Raw genomic sequence first — 15688 nt, 5'->3', positions numbered from 1 at the left:
TATGGATAAAAGGGCATTCCGTGAGTTAAGGGATAGAAAAAGGTTAAATGAAATGCATAACACTATCCTATTAAAAGGGGAAGATGCCGTTAATATGGGATTATATGATAATCTTATGAAACAGTTTAAAGATTGGGTTCCTAAAGGAAAAATTGAAATAAAACCTATAGAAATTAATAAAAAAGAGGTATTTAAAAAAGACGAATCATTTAAATTAAATTCAAGAGAAAAAACAGTATTTAAAGAATTAAAAACTAATACAGGTTCTCTCAATGAAAAAGAAAGAAAATACCTTTTTGAATTAAGAGATAAAAATTCTCTTAACATATTACATAAAAAGTTAATCAATAGAGGGTTAGATGATTTAGACTCTAAAAATTATGTTGAATTGTATTCTAAATATAAAGAAAAATGGGATTTGCCAGATTTAGACATAAACTTAAAATTCACAACTAAGAAAAAATATTATTCTAGAGAACAAACTTATAAACAAGCAAAAGAGTTTAAATTAACTAAAAAAGAAAATGAAGAACTCTATAAACTTGAGAAAAAAGAATTATTAGGTCAAAAATTATCTTCCCAAGAATTAAAAAGGAAAGAACTCTTGCAAGCACAAGATGAATTTGCCTATCTCAATGCGTTAAATAAAAAACATGGGGGATTAAATTACGAGGATTATTCTAAATTTAAAAAATTATATAAGCAAGTAAAAACAAATATTAAAATAGATAAAAGGATATTAGAACAACCATTGTCTAACTATAAATCAGATATTCCTTTAGATAAAAATCCTAAAAATTTAAAGAAATTTAAAGGAACTAATGATGAAGGTTTACTTCCTAATGGTGAAGAAATCACAGATTATTTCACTAAGGATGCTCGAGACATGACTATCCGTGAGCAGCAAGTGGCTCATAGATGGTTAGGTTCTGATTATAAAGCATTCACTAACTTTGAAGTAGATTGTGGCCGTGATGTTAAGAAGTTCGAGAAATGGATTTATGACATGGCAAAAGCCTACGAAAAAGACAATTCATTGAAATATTATGAATATTATTATAAAAACTGTCGAAATAATATTACTGGAAAATTAAATAAATCTCTTGCTAAAGATTTGGCTCGTAGTATTGCTCATGATGTTCCTGTATTGGATGATATTTTGAATAATCAACTGAAACAAGGCATTACATTATGGAGAGTCCAAGAAAATCATAATCTCACTTCTATTGTTGTTGGCGATATTATGGATTTCCCTAATTTCCGTTCAGCTGCAATTTCAAAAGAAGGGGCATTATGGTTTAGTGCAACTAACTCTAAACCTATGAAGTATCTTATTGAAATTGAAGCTCCAACTGGTACAAGAGGTGCATTTTTAGCTCCTATTAAGCAAGGTACTTGGTTTGCTCCTCCTGAAATTGGAGTTGCCCATCCGTTACATGGTCAGAACTATGCACGGGAAATGGAGTTCCTGCTTAAGGAATGTAAAGTGGAACTTGTTAAATTTGGAGGTAAACCAGTTAAAGGAGCAATGGGTGAAGATTTAATACCGATAAAATTAAGGGTGGTCGGATACAAATGAAAAGAGCAGAATTTTTTAACCCTGATTATTTATTGCTTCATGCTGATGAAATAATTAATAATACAAGCGTGTTATTGCCTCAATGGTTCTTCCTATGTATTCAATTTGATGAGGATCCTAAGTTTAGGGATATTTGGCGTCGTATGTATCAGAAACACCAAGTAGAATCCGGTAATTGGTACATCTTTGGTCGTGGGGACCGTTGGATTGGTCCAAATGAAAGTTGGGAGGAAGCGGAGGATCGTATTGTTCGTGAGTATTGTGAAGCTACTGGTCACTGGGACTTATTCATATGGAAAGAAGTAAAATCATAATTATTAATTTTTTCCTATTTTTTCTATTTAAACTAAATCAATAAATTTATAAAACTCAAAATCCTGAAGATTATGAAAGGTATATTAAGTGGTGTAAGGATAGGGAGAGAAGTACTGGTAAAAAGTATTTTCATAAGATTTAATTATATTTTAGAGAGCGTAATTAATATTAATAAGTATATTAGGTGGTTATATGCCAAGTGAAGAAAATTTAGAAAGACATATCAATAAATTAATGATTAGTAAAATTTTTAAAGTAGATAGTAAATTTTCTGAAGATTGTGCAGAAAATTTTCTTCGTGATGCTTACATCAAAAATAGTTATATTGAGCGTATTGATGATGAAAATAGAAAATATTGGAGAGGATTTACATCAAAATATGTATATAGTTTTAAAACTAAAACAAAAAATATCAATGATGAAATAATTCAAACTAAAGATTTTGACGAAGGTATTGATGAACTTTATGAAAATGAAGTTTTCATATCTAAAATATTTAAAAATACTTATGTAATAAAAAAAGATGCCATATCTAATCCTAGTTTTGTGGATACTATAATTTTACCTGACTTAAATTTTATTTGTATTATTGGTAGCAAAGAAAATGTACAAGTTCCTGAAGAAACTTTAAAAGATTTTTTAAATGAAAATGAAATTCATTATGAAGAAATCAATATATGTCATGACTTTTTGTTATGGCTTTTATGGAAATTATATTTAGGAGAAAATATATCCTCAGATATTTCATTAGATTATTTTGAAGATTTAAGAGTTGGCTTAGATAATCCTAGAAATATTGCATATGATAATTCTCCAACAAGTATTAAAACTGAAGGAACAGGACATGAAATGCCATCACTACCTATATGTTATGGATTGTTTAATAAAAAACCTTTAAATCAGTTAAAAGGAGAATTTATTTATAAGGGAAAAAAATTTATTTTAAAAATCGATATATTTAAAAGGAATGAAACAGAAATAAGTAATATTCATATTCATTCTAATGGAGATTTAGAGGGTTTGTATTATAGTGAGAAATTACAATTAATTTTGCCATTTTTATATAATTTGTCTAATTTAATTTATGAATGGGAAAATTTTGAAAATAAAGATAAATATCCTGATGAAGAATATCTTGATACTTTATTAGAAAATGCTAAAGATGAATTTAATGAAACAATAGAAGCATTTGAAGAATATAAAGAAAACTATTTATCTAAGATTCAATAAGGGTGATAAAATGATTTTGTATATTTATAAGTTAAGAAATTTTATGAGTAAAATTAATGATTTGCCTAGCAATATAATAATACAAAGTCAAGATGAGGATCAAATTTTATGTTCTGTTAAATTTGATAATTTTTCAAGGAGCATAATCGTTCACCCTAATTCTGATTTTTTATTTATAATTGCAAATAAAAAATCTGAAAAAAGGAAAATTTTTAAATTATTATATTCTATTTTTAAAGAAAATTTATCATATTTTAGACCAACTGCTGAAGAAGAACATAGTTTTATTTGTTCAAATAAAGATGTTTCTTTAAAATTTATTCATGATAATAAAATAGAATATAGTAATAATTTAACAAAGGAGTATTGTAAAAAAACATTGAATAGGGACTATTATTTTTATGAAGCTAAAATTAATTTAGATTCCATACCTAATTGTTATTTTTTGTATTATGGTGATGCAATAAAAATTAAGGATTCTTTTAGGGATCATCTCTCTTCTATCATTGATTCATTTGAAAACAATTGGGTGGTGGAATAATTTTAAATTATATAAAAATCTATTTTAAAGCTATAAACGATTATTGTACATTTTATAGCCATGCAATTGCCGTTATATCTGTTGTAATTGCAATTATAGGTCTTTATTCACCCATAAATAATTTCATTGTTTCGAATTTTTTTTGTTTATTAATTTTTCTTATACTCTTTGTTGCGATTCATTTTTTTAATTGGAAAAATAATAATTTTAATTCATTAAATTTGGATTTTGATTCATCAATAATTATTGGAGGTGAAAATGACAATCATTTATCATTCAATATATCCAAATTAATTGTTCCATCTGAAGATGCATTGTTATTAACATTAAAATTAGAGTTTGATGAGGTTATAAAATCATCTTTGCTTAAAAAAAATTTTTATACTTTAATATTCAAAAAACCGAATGATTTAGAAATAAATTTTAAAAATAATACTAAAATTCAATATGCTATTGCCGATGATGGATTAGAAAGTCCTTTCTATTGTATTATAGTTGAAAATAAAAATAATTCTATTGACAATCTTTTATTTGAATTACAAGCAGGAAATGAAATGAAGGGCAATTTAGAAATTTATTTTTTAATAGGTAATTTTGAAGAAGATTTTAAGGAAAAAATTTCTAAAAAATCACCAGTATTTAATGAAAGAGTTTGTTCAAGGGAAATTGAGATAGATGGGGGAGGATGCATTATTATTGATCGCCGAGTTTAAATTCAACAGTTTAAATCTTTTAAAAAATTTTATTTTTATTTTTATTTCTATGTTCCATACTATTTACTTAATATATTATTTGTAACTAATTTGTAAATTATTCAAATTTGGCTATTGTCTTGTTTTTTATGTCATTACTATTTTATACACTTTTTAGGCTAACTTGTGACAATGTTGTCATGGGGTGGCCTTTTTTTATTTTTTATTTAACACTATTTTTACAAAAACTATTTTTTTTACAATTTTGCCTATTGGGGCTTATTCCACTCCCTATTTCTTATTTAAACTGTTTTCCTTTGAGTCTCTAACTTTCCACTATGTATAGTGAAGATACTATATTTAATTATTATCTTCAGTTTATTTTTTTCACCAAAAAAATAGAATTTTATTAAAAGTAGGAAAAGACTTAGTGGGGAGTGTAGATACTATCATCAACATAATCGAGGAAACCAGGGACTACATCATAGTCACATTGCCAATATTCATACCAGACACTAGGGATTGTGAGTATGATCAAGGCGAAAAGCCCTTGACTGCAGAACAGATATACCTGGACTGGAAGATAGTTGACCTGGAACATGAATTCCTTTACAATGGCCAAGTGATAGGAACATTAATGGAATCACATATTACAACAAGGCCACAAATTGTAAAGTTCATAGACGGCACTCCACGAGAATATCCTACAGGCACATGGTTTGTTACATTGAAAATTACAGACCAAGATGTGATTCAAGGAATCAAAGATGGACACTACACTGGCGGTAGTGCAACCACTATCGAAAGAAAGGATGCAGAAAAACTAAGGAAATTACTGAACAGTCATGTTCCCGCATCCACCAAGTCCAGAATAAAAAGGATAAAGATATCTGACATCAAGGACCCAGTAGTGATAACAATCAGCATAGTCCATTCACCTTGTGTTCCACTTGCAAAATTTTGTAGTTTAAAAAACAACAATAAAAAGGTGTCACATATGACAAAAGAATTAAACGAACAAATAGAAGAAGAAACCAAAGGATTCATTACCAAAATAGGCGAAATCCTTGGAAGTACCAAATCAGATAAAGAGAAAGATGATGAGAAAGATGATGGTAGCAAAAAGCAACCTGACTTTGTAACTGCAGCTGATTTTGATGATTTTAAAAGTGAAATCATTGAATTGGTAACTGCTATGAATGATAAGGTCAATGAGGTTGTCAAAGCTTCCGCAAAAGCAGATGATGAAGAAGACGAGGAGAATGAACCTTTAGGTTTGACTCCTGAAGAGGAAAAAGAATTGGAAAGACTTCTTGCTAAAAAAGAGGCCTCCACCAAATCAGATGATCAAGATGATGAGGAAGAAGAGGAAGAGGAAGAAGATGAGGATGATAAGGAAGAGGAGATTAAGGCAAGTAGCAAATCTACCCCCGTCCATGACACAGGCAAAAAGTCCAAGCCTCAATTAACCGATTCTGCAATCGTCTATAGTATAATGGGCCGTGACAACACCGGTTCCGCTAAAAGAAAATAATTTAATGATTTTATAATTTTTATTAATTTCTATACCAAAATAAACTTTTAAAAAACTAAAATTATGGAGTAAATGATAATATGGCTGTAAATAGCAAAATATTAAACGAAATCACCAATCCAGCTGAAAAAGCTGCATTCAAAAACATGCGTCCTGACATGGCAACTGGAAAAGCATTGCTCAATCCAGAACAATTAGGTTACTTCCTCAAAGAAGCAACCCTTGACAATACCTTATTAGCAGATGCAGATTTCACCTTAATGAAATCCTTTAAGAAACAACTCAACCGTACCGGAATTAACGGAAGAGTATTAACCAACGGTTACAAAGCAAACGGAGATACCGATGATGAAATTGCTGCTGCTGATGTAGACTTCGGTGCAAACGAATTGGATGCTAAAAAGTTAAAGGCAATGTGTGAAATCAGTGATGATGAAAAAGAAGACAACATGACTGGTGAACAATTCGAGCAAACCCTCCTTGGAATGATGGGAGAAAGAATCGGAGAAGACCTTGAATACTGGGCAGTCTACGGAGACACCACCATTGCAAGAGCAGATGATGCTCTCTTGAACACTACCGATGGATGGTTGAAAAAATGTGTCAACAAGCTTGAATCCACCGGTATCGATGCAAATGATGGTGCTTACGATATCAATGATGGGCCTGAAGCTATGTTTGATGCAATGATTAAAGCATTGCCTGCAAGATTCAGAAAAAATAGATCCCAACTCAAATTCTATGTTCCATTTGAAGTGGAAGATGCATACCGTAACGTATTAATCGCACGTGGAACTACCCTTGGGGATTCTGCACAAACTGGATTTGCACCTTTAACCTTTAAAGGGATTCCTGTTGTACATTGTGCAACCTTGGATGATGAAACCGGAAGAACCTTATCTGGTGATGTTGCACATAGCATTTTATCCAATCCTAAGAACCTTGCTTACGGTATCTGGAAAAACCTTAGCATTGAACCTGAAAGAAAACCTGGTGAGGAATTAACCAAATACTGGTTCAGAATGAGAGGAGATGTGGATTACTACTTCAGAAACGGTGCTGTAACTGCACAAATCACCACTACTGAAGTGGAAGGTTTACCAGAACTTAGTATGGGATAAAATATTAATGGTTTTATCCTATATTTTTTTCTTTTTTATTAGAATAATTTCTTTTTTAATCATTTAATAAAGACTCAAATAGGAGGTAATTATGTTATGAGTTTAAAGAATTGGAATGAATTGCCCCTTCTTGTTAAAAGAAACCCTAAAAAATTCTTTGATTATCTTTCTGAAGAATTAGGATTAGATGTAAGTTGGGATGATTTAACAGTGATTGAAAGGAGAAGCAGACACAAACAGTACAAGATTATACAATCCGGTGTTGATGGTTTGCCTGCTTGGAATGAGTTATCTCCTTTTGAAAGACGTAACTTGAAAAAACTTTATAAAAAGATTAAAACAGTTGTAGAGGGTAGCGAACCTATAGCTGAAGAGCCTGTCGATGAACCAGTTGCAGATCCTACTACCTATGATATTAGTGTCAGTGTAAAAGATGCAGAGGATACTGCAATACAAGGTGCAACAGTAACACTCACTGATTCAACCGATAACACTAAAACCTTTACTGGAACAAGTGGCTCTGCAGGAGGATGTACCATAAAGCCAACTGCTGGAACATACATTGTAACTGCAACCTGTGAAGGTTACGAAGATTACACTGCAGATGAAAATCTTGCAGTAAGTGAAAACGGCAATTTAGCTATTATTTTAACTGCAGCTGTTGAAACTGAAGAAAATACTGAATAAAATTAGATGGAGAGTGTATTGTTGTGTGGGTTAATGCTGATGAAATAATAGAATTCACTGGAGTCAAGCCAAAAACATTTCGTCTGGAAAAGGATGACACTAATGGATTAAGCGTTTTATTGGAAAAATGGATTGAACAATCTGAAAGCCTTATCTGCTCTTATTGCAATTATGATTTCAATAAAGAAGAAGATGAAGTTCCTCCAGCTGTTCAAAATGTTTGTCTTCGTTTAACTGCCAATATGGTTGCATTAGCCCAGGCAAGAAAGGACACTTCTGTAGTTAAAGTCAATGACTGGAGCATTCAAACTGTAGGCAGTGATGTTTTCACTGATGACTTGAAGGATGACTTGGCTCCTTGGGTTTGTGAACGAAAAAGTTACAAATCTGATAAAATTGAGTTCCTTGCTATAACTGGAGACTAGTCTTATGGTTAAAATCTATCTTGAGATTAACGAAATCAATAATGTGCTTGATAATATTGATGGTTTAAGTGAAAAGATAGTGAATAATGTAGCGGTTGATTTATTAGGTAATGTCAAAAGAGAAAGCCCAGTAGACCATGGAAGATTGCAAGGGTCTTGGACAATATTCGATGATGGGCCAAACCAAAAAACAGTCAAGTCTTCAGCTAACTATGCAGATTATGTAAACAGCGGTACTGGAATATATGGGCCACATAAAACACCTATTGTTCATCCAACCATAGGAAAAAAATTTGCATTTCAAGTAAATGGCAAAATGGTTTACACAAATATCATTAAAGGTATCAAACCTCGTAGATTTGTTGAAAGTGGAATGGAAAAAACTCAAAATAGGATTCCAGAACTTGTTATTCACAGTATCAATCAAGCAAAACTAGGATAAAAAAATAAGGATGTGATTCTAAGTGGATGTGGTAAATCAAACAGATGTTGTAACACGTAACATTAAGCATTATCTTGAACATGAAAACCAAGAAAATGGCCTCCTGGAAGATGTTGAAACAATCATCAAAAGTTACAGAAGCGATGAACCTATAGACACTCCATGCATATGGATCAACAAACAGGAAACAGTCCCTTATGATAAAAACAATTTATCCAATACCCAAAGTTTGCAAACTACTTATGAGTTTGTTTGTATTGATTACGATGAAGACCTGGAAACTGCTCAAGACAAAAGCGAAAACCTTGCAGCAAGAGTACTGGCTAGCATATTAAGAAATTTTAATCAAATCCGTGAAGATGAAAATGACCCTTTAAGAATATTCCTGAAGGTGTCTCTTAAAAATTTGACTGTGGGCAGCATTCCTATCCGTGGCAAGCTTGATGGCATTCCTGCAAGCAGCGTTACACTTGACTTTGTTTACAGTATTGATTGGTTGAAATGTAGAAAATTATGATGTTGACATTTTTATAGAATAAAAGGAGGATAATTAAAGAGAATAAAGGGGGAAAATGAATTTAAAGCAAAAAAATGGTTTAATAATTAATTCTTAAATTTCTTTGATAGTAATGGAAATTTTTTTCTTCAGCTTCTCAATTTACCATACTATTAAAAATTAAGATTCTTCTGCAAACATAACCAAAAAAATAGTTGCTTATTTTGATGTCACCTCCTAAAAAAATAGACTTTCAAACATTCCCCTTTTTCAGTTCTTAAAACCTCCTTTTTTCTATAAAAAAAATATTGATTAAAAGAAAAGACGATTATTAAAAATTAATGAAGATATGATGGTGCATGATTATGGTGCTAAGATTATTAGGATTAAAACAAGAGAAAACCTATGGAAAACTCGATGGGGAATACTTGGCAAATGGAGACCCTAATCCGGATTTTGATATTGATGATATAGATCCAGATTTCCATAGACGTTTAGGTGATGGAAGTTTCCAATTAAACGATGAACCTGTAACCTACAATGATGGTTCACGTATGGTTCAAGGAGCAAGACCTGGAGCAATCAAACCTTCAGGAAGCACTGCTGGGAAATGTGACCTTACACGTATAGGCCACTTCTTACGTGCATTCTTTGACCAATACAAATGTACAACTGGCACTGCTGTAGAAGGAGTGACATATTACACTCACGAATTCTATGGCCGTGAAGACCAATACTTAACCAGTTTTCATGGATGGGCAACCTTCGATATTTTCCAAAAACACATCAAAGGATTACTCTTGGAATCTTTGAAACTTGAAGTTTCAGATGACTATATGAACCAAAACGAAGAATGGATTTACATGGACGAGGAATCCGATGAAATAGACCAAGCAGAATATGACATTATAGAAGTGGAAAACGATATTCCTTTAATGTTCTATGATATCACTATACAATTAGATGATGAAGATATCAACAATCCTGCAAGGGTCTACACAAGCTTCAACTTTGAAGGAAAGAACAACTTCAACCAAGATGGAACTGTAGGATTAGGTAGCCGTAGGCCTCAAAGGCAGGCAGCTGCACAGGCAAGGGACATCCGTGTATCCTTGAACAGTTACTTGGATCCTTCCAGTCTTGAGTTGATTCGTGGTGCAGAATATGGTGAGAAAACAATTACCACCCCGTCCCAATGTAAAATTTTAAAAGTGCCTTTACGTGTGATTGTTCAAGCTTGTGAAAACCAGAATGAAAGGCTTGAAATGTTCTTCCCAAAATGTACAGTTAATGTGGAATACAGTGCTAGTGAGTCTGATGAGATTGAAACAACCTTCAACCTTACCGCTTTAGGTACTGGTACTGCAGAATTATTGGATAACAGTACTGTAAAAACCGATTGCTACTGCAGATTAGTGAACACTGTACCTGAAATCACTTATGAGATTGAAGAAGTGGCAACTGAGCCTTAAAATTTTAAACTTTATATTTTTTTAAAATTTAATTTTTTTTTTAAAGATAAATTTTTTTTTTGGTGATAAAAGATGGCAAGATTAACAAAAGACGCATTATTAAGTGGAATAAGTAACATTGTAACCTTAGAATTAAAGAGCATGGATGGAAGCGTAGCATTAAGGCCACTTTCACAAGCAGAAGTTGGAGAATACAACAACATCCAAGCAAGAGCAATGGGAACTTTCGACACTAACGAAAGAGCAAGAAGAGGAATGAGAAACACCAGTGATGTAACCAGCACTGGTAAAATAAACTTCGCAAAAACCTCCGAAGCAGAATACGATGCTCAAAGATATGCAGTATCCAAAAGCATGACCTGCAAAGGTGAAGAATACTCCGAAGAAGAAGTAGGCCAATTCACCGGAGCAGTATTTGAGGAAATATTTGAAAAAGTGAAAGAAATCAGCGGAATCGAAGATGAAAATATTGAAGAAGCTGTAGATCAGTTTCCTGAGGACTGATGAAGCTGAAGAGATAATCTGGTTGGATTACTGCGGTTATCATTTATCGGATAAGCAAAGTGATTTAACATTATATCAAACTTTATTCCTTTCTAAAGGGAGAATGAAACTTTATAAGGAAATGAATAAAGTCAAATAAAATTAATTTTATTTTTTTTATACTAATTTTTTTTACAAATTATAATTGATTCATAGGAGCAAAAAGAAGATGAGTTTAAAACATACTATAGAACTGGTTATAAAAGCACAGGATGAAGCTTCAAAGAAAGTGCGTGATGTTGAGAATCAGGTTAAAAAATTTAGTAACGCATCTAAAAATTCTGTGAATCAAGTAAATAAAGCATTTGAACTAAATAAAGGAACAATAAAAAATTTAGATTCTGAATTAAAAAGAATAGGAAATGAAGGACCCTCCAGTTTTAAAAAATTATCTAAATCCCAACAGGATGTTCTTACTAAATATAGTATGTTAGATAAGGAAACTAGAAATTTTTTAGAGCAAAGTACTCTCCCATCCCATATTAATTTATCAGGGCCTGTCAATGACGCTCAGAAAAAATGGAAAGAATTAAATAACATTACAAAAACATGGTCTGGAAGTATTGAATATTCTAAAGCAAAGCTTCAATTATTAGGGACCAATACAGATTCTTTGAAAGGTAAATTACAATTAGTAGGTACAAATATTCAAACTTATGTTAGTACAAAATGGGATACAGTAAAAAATAAGATATCCTCCGTAGCTTCAACTATACAATCTAAACTTAGTGGAGCTATTTCAAGAGTAGGCCAAGGAATCAGAAGTTTAGGAGATAAATTCAGTGGTCTTGGAGGGATTATTAGTTCTGTAATCGGAGGTATTGGTATGGCCAGCATTACAGATATGACTGTTGGCTTAGCTATGAACCGTGAAAGGATGACTGCATTGACTAATGCCACAATGGGGGGTGCAAAGGCTGGAGACCAACTTCTAAATGGTTTCACAGGTGTTAATGCAGTGTTCAAGGATCTGCAGGGGAACTCAACAAAGACATTCATGGGTCTTGACGAGATGACTAACCATAGTTTAGTTTCACTAGATGACCTCGGACAAGCAATGTCAACTATTAAAATGAGTACTGGAATGACTAATGAAGAATTGGCAATGTTTTCCAGTACCGTTAATGATGTAGGGCAGAGAGCTATATTGATGGGTAAAAGTGGAGAAGAATCAATAACTCTTATGCAGGCAGCAGGACGAGGTCTCAATGGTGAATTTGATATGTTGAAGACAAACTTTGGAATCACTAAAGAAACATTAACTGATCTTGGTTGGAGTGGTGCTGCCGACGATGTTGAAGGGTATCAGAAAGCATTAGATGAGGCTCTTGCAAAAGGAGGGGATATGGATGGAATGTTGGATACAACAACAGGGCATCTTGAAACATTGAAAAAGAATTTCCGTGTGGCGGGTCGTCATGTTGGGGAAATGTTCACACCTTTTATTGATCAAGCAGTCCAAATGTTAAATAGTTTAAATGATAAATTCCCTCATCTTTATGAAGGTCTTGTAGGTATTGCAGGGGCAGTAAGTGGTTTTGCTACTATTGCTCCAAGCATTGCTCCTGCATTATCTGCATTTGATAGTTTAAAAGATAAAACTAAATCAGTTCTTGTGTTTACAGGATTTTTAAAAGGGGAAGAGGATGCTTTAACTTTAGCTACACTTAGGGAATCTGTGGCTCAAAAGATTTCTGCTGCTACAAAATGGTTAAGTGCAACTGCAACAGGGGCATATAGTTTAGCAGTTGGTGTTCTAACAGGTGAGATAACTTTAGTTGCTGCTGCACAAAAAGTGTGGAATGCGGTTATGGCAGCCAACCCTATAGGTTTAGTGATTGTCGCCTTAGCTGCATTAGCACTTGCAGTTTATGAAGTGGGGAAATATTTTGGTTGGTGGAAAGATATTCCAAGTATGCTTTCCTCTGTTTGGGCTGGAATTCAAAGGCTTTGGAGTGCTTTTATTAATAATCCTGATGTTCAGGGTTTTATTAAAGGATTAGGTGATGCTTGGAACAGTGTAACATCTGCATTAGGGCCTGTAATCACTGCAGTGATGAATTTCTTTGGTGTAACTGTAAAAAGTAGTGAAGAGTTTGATATTGTTCGTGTAATCATAGATAGTGTAGGTGCTGCTTTCCATCAAGTAGCCAATGCAGTCCGTACTGCCATAGGTGTTTTCCAAACTATCTATGGAGTATTCCAAGGTATCGCTTCATTCCTTGCACCATATGGTCAAATGATCTATGATTTCCTCAAACCAATAGTCTGCATACTACTCGGATGCAGTCCAGGTATTGTCCCTGCATTGGAGAAAGTTCAGGAAGTGTTCCAGACTGTATGGAGTTTTATAGCAGGATTCATAGGAAGCTATGTAAGCACTGTTGTAAGTGTTATAGGTACTGTAGTAACTACTGTTCAATCAATTGTTAATGTGTTTGCTCAACTTTTAACTGGTCAAATCAGTCTTAGTGAAGCAATTCCAATGATTTGGAACCTTATAAGTAATGCTTTTGTAACAATTGGTGGAACAATATTAAGTTTCATCACCAAATGGGCAGGACAACTCTTAACACTTGCAATACGTGCAGCAACCAACTTCATGAATGGAATAGTGAACCGTATTAGAAATCTACCTGGAAAAGTCTATGGTTTCATCACTTCTACTGCTTCTCGCATTGCTTCAGGTGCTGTTAATTGGGCTAACAATGCTAGGAATGCAGCAACAAATACAGTAAATAGTGTTGTTAATAATATTCAAGGGTTGCCTGGAAAGGTTTACACAGAATTCTTTAATATAGGGGGAAAAATCGGTGAAGCTGCAAGTCATGTAATTCAAAAGGCAGCTGATTTTGCCAATGGTGTAAAGAACAAGGTACTTGATATATTAGGCATTCATTCACCAGGTATATTGCAAGAGAAAATAGGGATTGAATTCCAAGACATCAGTACCAGAAGCATTGGCGAAAAAGCAAAATTAGCATATGAAAACGCTAAAACATTCGCTAGCAATATAATTAGTGGTTTTGAATCAGAGGATATGAGCAGTCTTGAAGTGATGACTCCAGAAATCGCTTCAAACACTCCAACTATGCCATTGGCAAGCACAGTCACTCCACAGCTTGAAGCTCCAGATACAAAGGCCATCACTGATACTGTAACAACTGCCTATGACACTATGAATAATCTTGTAGGAACAGACTTGCAAGACTTGCAATATATGAACACACAATCCTTTAACAATATCAGTTTGAATGAAGAAACTATGATGAAAAAGATTTACAGTCACGTTAACAGTACTTTGTCAACTATTTTAAAGACTAATAAAACCTCTTTAAATCAAAACACTAACACTACAAAGACTCAATTAAGCAAAATGCGAAACAGTACAACTACTGTAACTGGGCAGATGGTTAAAGCTTGGAATAGTATGAGAACCAGCATTGTATCTGCAGCTAGAAAAATAGATTCCGATGCGACAGCACACTTCAATACTTTAGGTAAAACCATTGGAGGATTTTATGGTAAATTGCAAAACCCTAGCAGATGGGGTACTGGACCAGGACCTAAAGAGGAAAGAAGAGGTACAGGCAGAGGCTCAAGACTTGTAAGCAATGGCCACTCCATGAGAGTGATGAGCAGTAGATTAGCCAATGCCACTATGAGAGAAAATCATATGCCTAGAACAATCACTGTCAGATCTGTACAAAATAATCCTGTTTTAAAAGGTTTAACAGATTTCATCAGTGATGGGTCTAATATTGATGTGAGAACCTTATTTGAGACTGGTGTCTTATCACCATTTAATCTTGGTGGCTTGTCTCGTGCAAGTTTTGGTGCATGGGAGAACACTGCAAAACCAAACATTGACAAGATTAAAAAGACTGCACGTAACTGGAGCATGAAAGGCCCAAGGTTGGCAAATCGTGTCAGTAGTGGATTGACTTTCCATTTGAAAGACTTTGAGAATGGAACTCCCCGTATTGGTATGAATGATTTTATCAATATGGCCTATGCATTAGTAAACTCAACTAGTTATGGTTACTATGCTAATAGCGAAAGGTATGGTAGTTGGTTAAATGCACTTAATCATGGTGTAATGAACTGTAGTGATGGTAGTGATATGATTATAGCACTTGCAAGGACTTGTGGTTTGCCAGCATCAAAGGTTCACTGTTACTGGGGAACAAGCAGCGGTGGTATAGCAGGTGTTGCAGGTAAAGGTGAAGGTCATTTTGTTGCACGTATTGGTGGCCGTATCATGGACAGTGTTAGTATGCGTCATGGAAGCCTCACCAGTCCTAAGGTGCATGGTTATGGTACAGGGCCCTCTCCATTTAAAAGCCTTCGTGAAAGCAATAATGATAATTATATTGGTTCTGATGATGTTCAAATCGGTGGAAAATTAGAAATCATTCATAAGCATGAATTTGAAGGCCTACCACAAGGTATTGATGAGGCTAAACTTGCTCGCATGATCAACGATGCACCTAACAATGAAAGGTTTGTTAAGCAATTGGCTAATAATGTGAAATTCCAGATTGCAGACCATCGTGCAAAAGTGAGATTTGAACGTAAAGGAAATCGTAGCAAAGGTTTAGGAGCATAAAT

Annotated in this window: 14 protein-coding genes; all 14 read left to right on the top strand. The window is 33.6% G+C overall.

The features are described 5' to 3' along the window. The coding region (locus QZV12_RS06270) for a hypothetical protein (protein WP_295618915.1) at nucleotides 1-1579 on the top strand (1579 nt) is incomplete at its 5' end. Nucleotides 1580-1647: 68 nt separating this feature from the next. Beyond that, nucleotides 1648-1893: a hypothetical protein gene (locus tag QZV12_RS06265; RefSeq protein ID WP_295618912.1), complete on the top strand. Its 246-nt coding sequence runs from the start codon at nucleotides 1648-1650 to the stop codon at nucleotides 1891-1893. A 193-nt stretch (nucleotides 1894-2086) separates the two neighbouring features. Next, entirely contained in the window at nucleotides 2087-3124 is a 1038-nt protein-coding gene (locus QZV12_RS06260; RefSeq protein ID WP_295618909.1) for a hypothetical protein, read from the top strand. Between the two features lie 10 nt (nucleotides 3125-3134). Then, nucleotides 3135-3665 carry a hypothetical protein gene (locus tag QZV12_RS06255; RefSeq protein ID WP_295618906.1) on the top strand — a complete coding sequence of 177 codons (531 nt, stop codon included), beginning with the start codon at nucleotides 3135-3137 and terminating at the stop codon, nucleotides 3663-3665. Then, the gene (locus tag QZV12_RS06250; protein WP_295618903.1) at nucleotides 3650-4378 is read left to right on the top strand and encodes a hypothetical protein; all 729 of its coding nucleotides are present in this window, start codon (nucleotides 3650-3652) and stop codon (nucleotides 4376-4378) included. The genes QZV12_RS06255 and QZV12_RS06250 overlap by 16 nt, the downstream gene beginning before the upstream one ends. Nucleotides 4379-4787: 409 nt before the next feature. After that, nucleotides 4788-5891: an XkdF-like putative serine protease domain-containing protein gene (locus QZV12_RS06245; RefSeq protein ID WP_295618900.1), complete on the top strand. Its 1104-nt coding sequence runs from the start codon at nucleotides 4788-4790 to the stop codon at nucleotides 5889-5891. A gap of 80 nt (nucleotides 5892-5971) precedes the next feature. Further along, the gene (locus QZV12_RS06240; RefSeq protein WP_295618898.1) at nucleotides 5972-7012 is read left to right on the top strand and encodes a phage major capsid protein; all 1041 of its coding nucleotides are present in this window, start codon (nucleotides 5972-5974) and stop codon (nucleotides 7010-7012) included. Nucleotides 7013-7108: 96 nt separating this feature from the next. Further along, the gene (locus tag QZV12_RS06235; RefSeq protein WP_295618895.1) at nucleotides 7109-7699 is read left to right on the top strand and encodes a carboxypeptidase-like regulatory domain-containing protein; all 591 of its coding nucleotides are present in this window, start codon (nucleotides 7109-7111) and stop codon (nucleotides 7697-7699) included. A 23-nt stretch (nucleotides 7700-7722) separates the two neighbouring features. Continuing rightward, nucleotides 7723-8124, top strand: a complete 402-nt coding sequence (locus tag QZV12_RS06230) for a hypothetical protein (protein ID WP_295618892.1) — start codon at nucleotides 7723-7725, stop codon at nucleotides 8122-8124. Between the two features lie 4 nt (nucleotides 8125-8128). Continuing rightward, nucleotides 8129-8566: an HK97 gp10 family phage protein gene (locus QZV12_RS06225; protein ID WP_295618889.1), complete on the top strand. Its 438-nt coding sequence runs from the start codon at nucleotides 8129-8131 to the stop codon at nucleotides 8564-8566. Between the two features lie 22 nt (nucleotides 8567-8588). Next, nucleotides 8589-9083 (top strand): hypothetical protein, encoded by a 495-nt coding sequence (locus QZV12_RS06220; RefSeq protein WP_295618886.1) that lies wholly within the window; start codon nucleotides 8589-8591, stop codon nucleotides 9081-9083. Between the two features lie 344 nt (nucleotides 9084-9427). Then, nucleotides 9428-10534 (top strand): carboxypeptidase regulatory-like domain-containing protein, encoded by a 1107-nt coding sequence (locus tag QZV12_RS06215; RefSeq protein WP_295618884.1) that lies wholly within the window; start codon nucleotides 9428-9430, stop codon nucleotides 10532-10534. A gap of 72 nt (nucleotides 10535-10606) precedes the next feature. Further along, nucleotides 10607-11038, top strand: a complete 432-nt coding sequence (locus QZV12_RS06210; protein ID WP_295618881.1) for a hypothetical protein — start codon at nucleotides 10607-10609, stop codon at nucleotides 11036-11038. 208 nt (nucleotides 11039-11246) lie between these two features. After that, entirely contained in the window at nucleotides 11247-15686 is a 4440-nt protein-coding gene (locus QZV12_RS06205) for a hypothetical protein (RefSeq protein ID WP_295618878.1), read from the top strand. Nucleotides 15687-15688: the final 2 nt, after the last annotated feature.

The organism is uncultured Methanobrevibacter sp., from assembly GCF_902769175.1.
Taxonomy (GTDB): domain Archaea; phylum Methanobacteriota; class Methanobacteria; order Methanobacteriales; family Methanobacteriaceae; genus Methanobrevibacter.
This window is presented reverse-complemented; position numbering and strand designations above follow the sequence as displayed.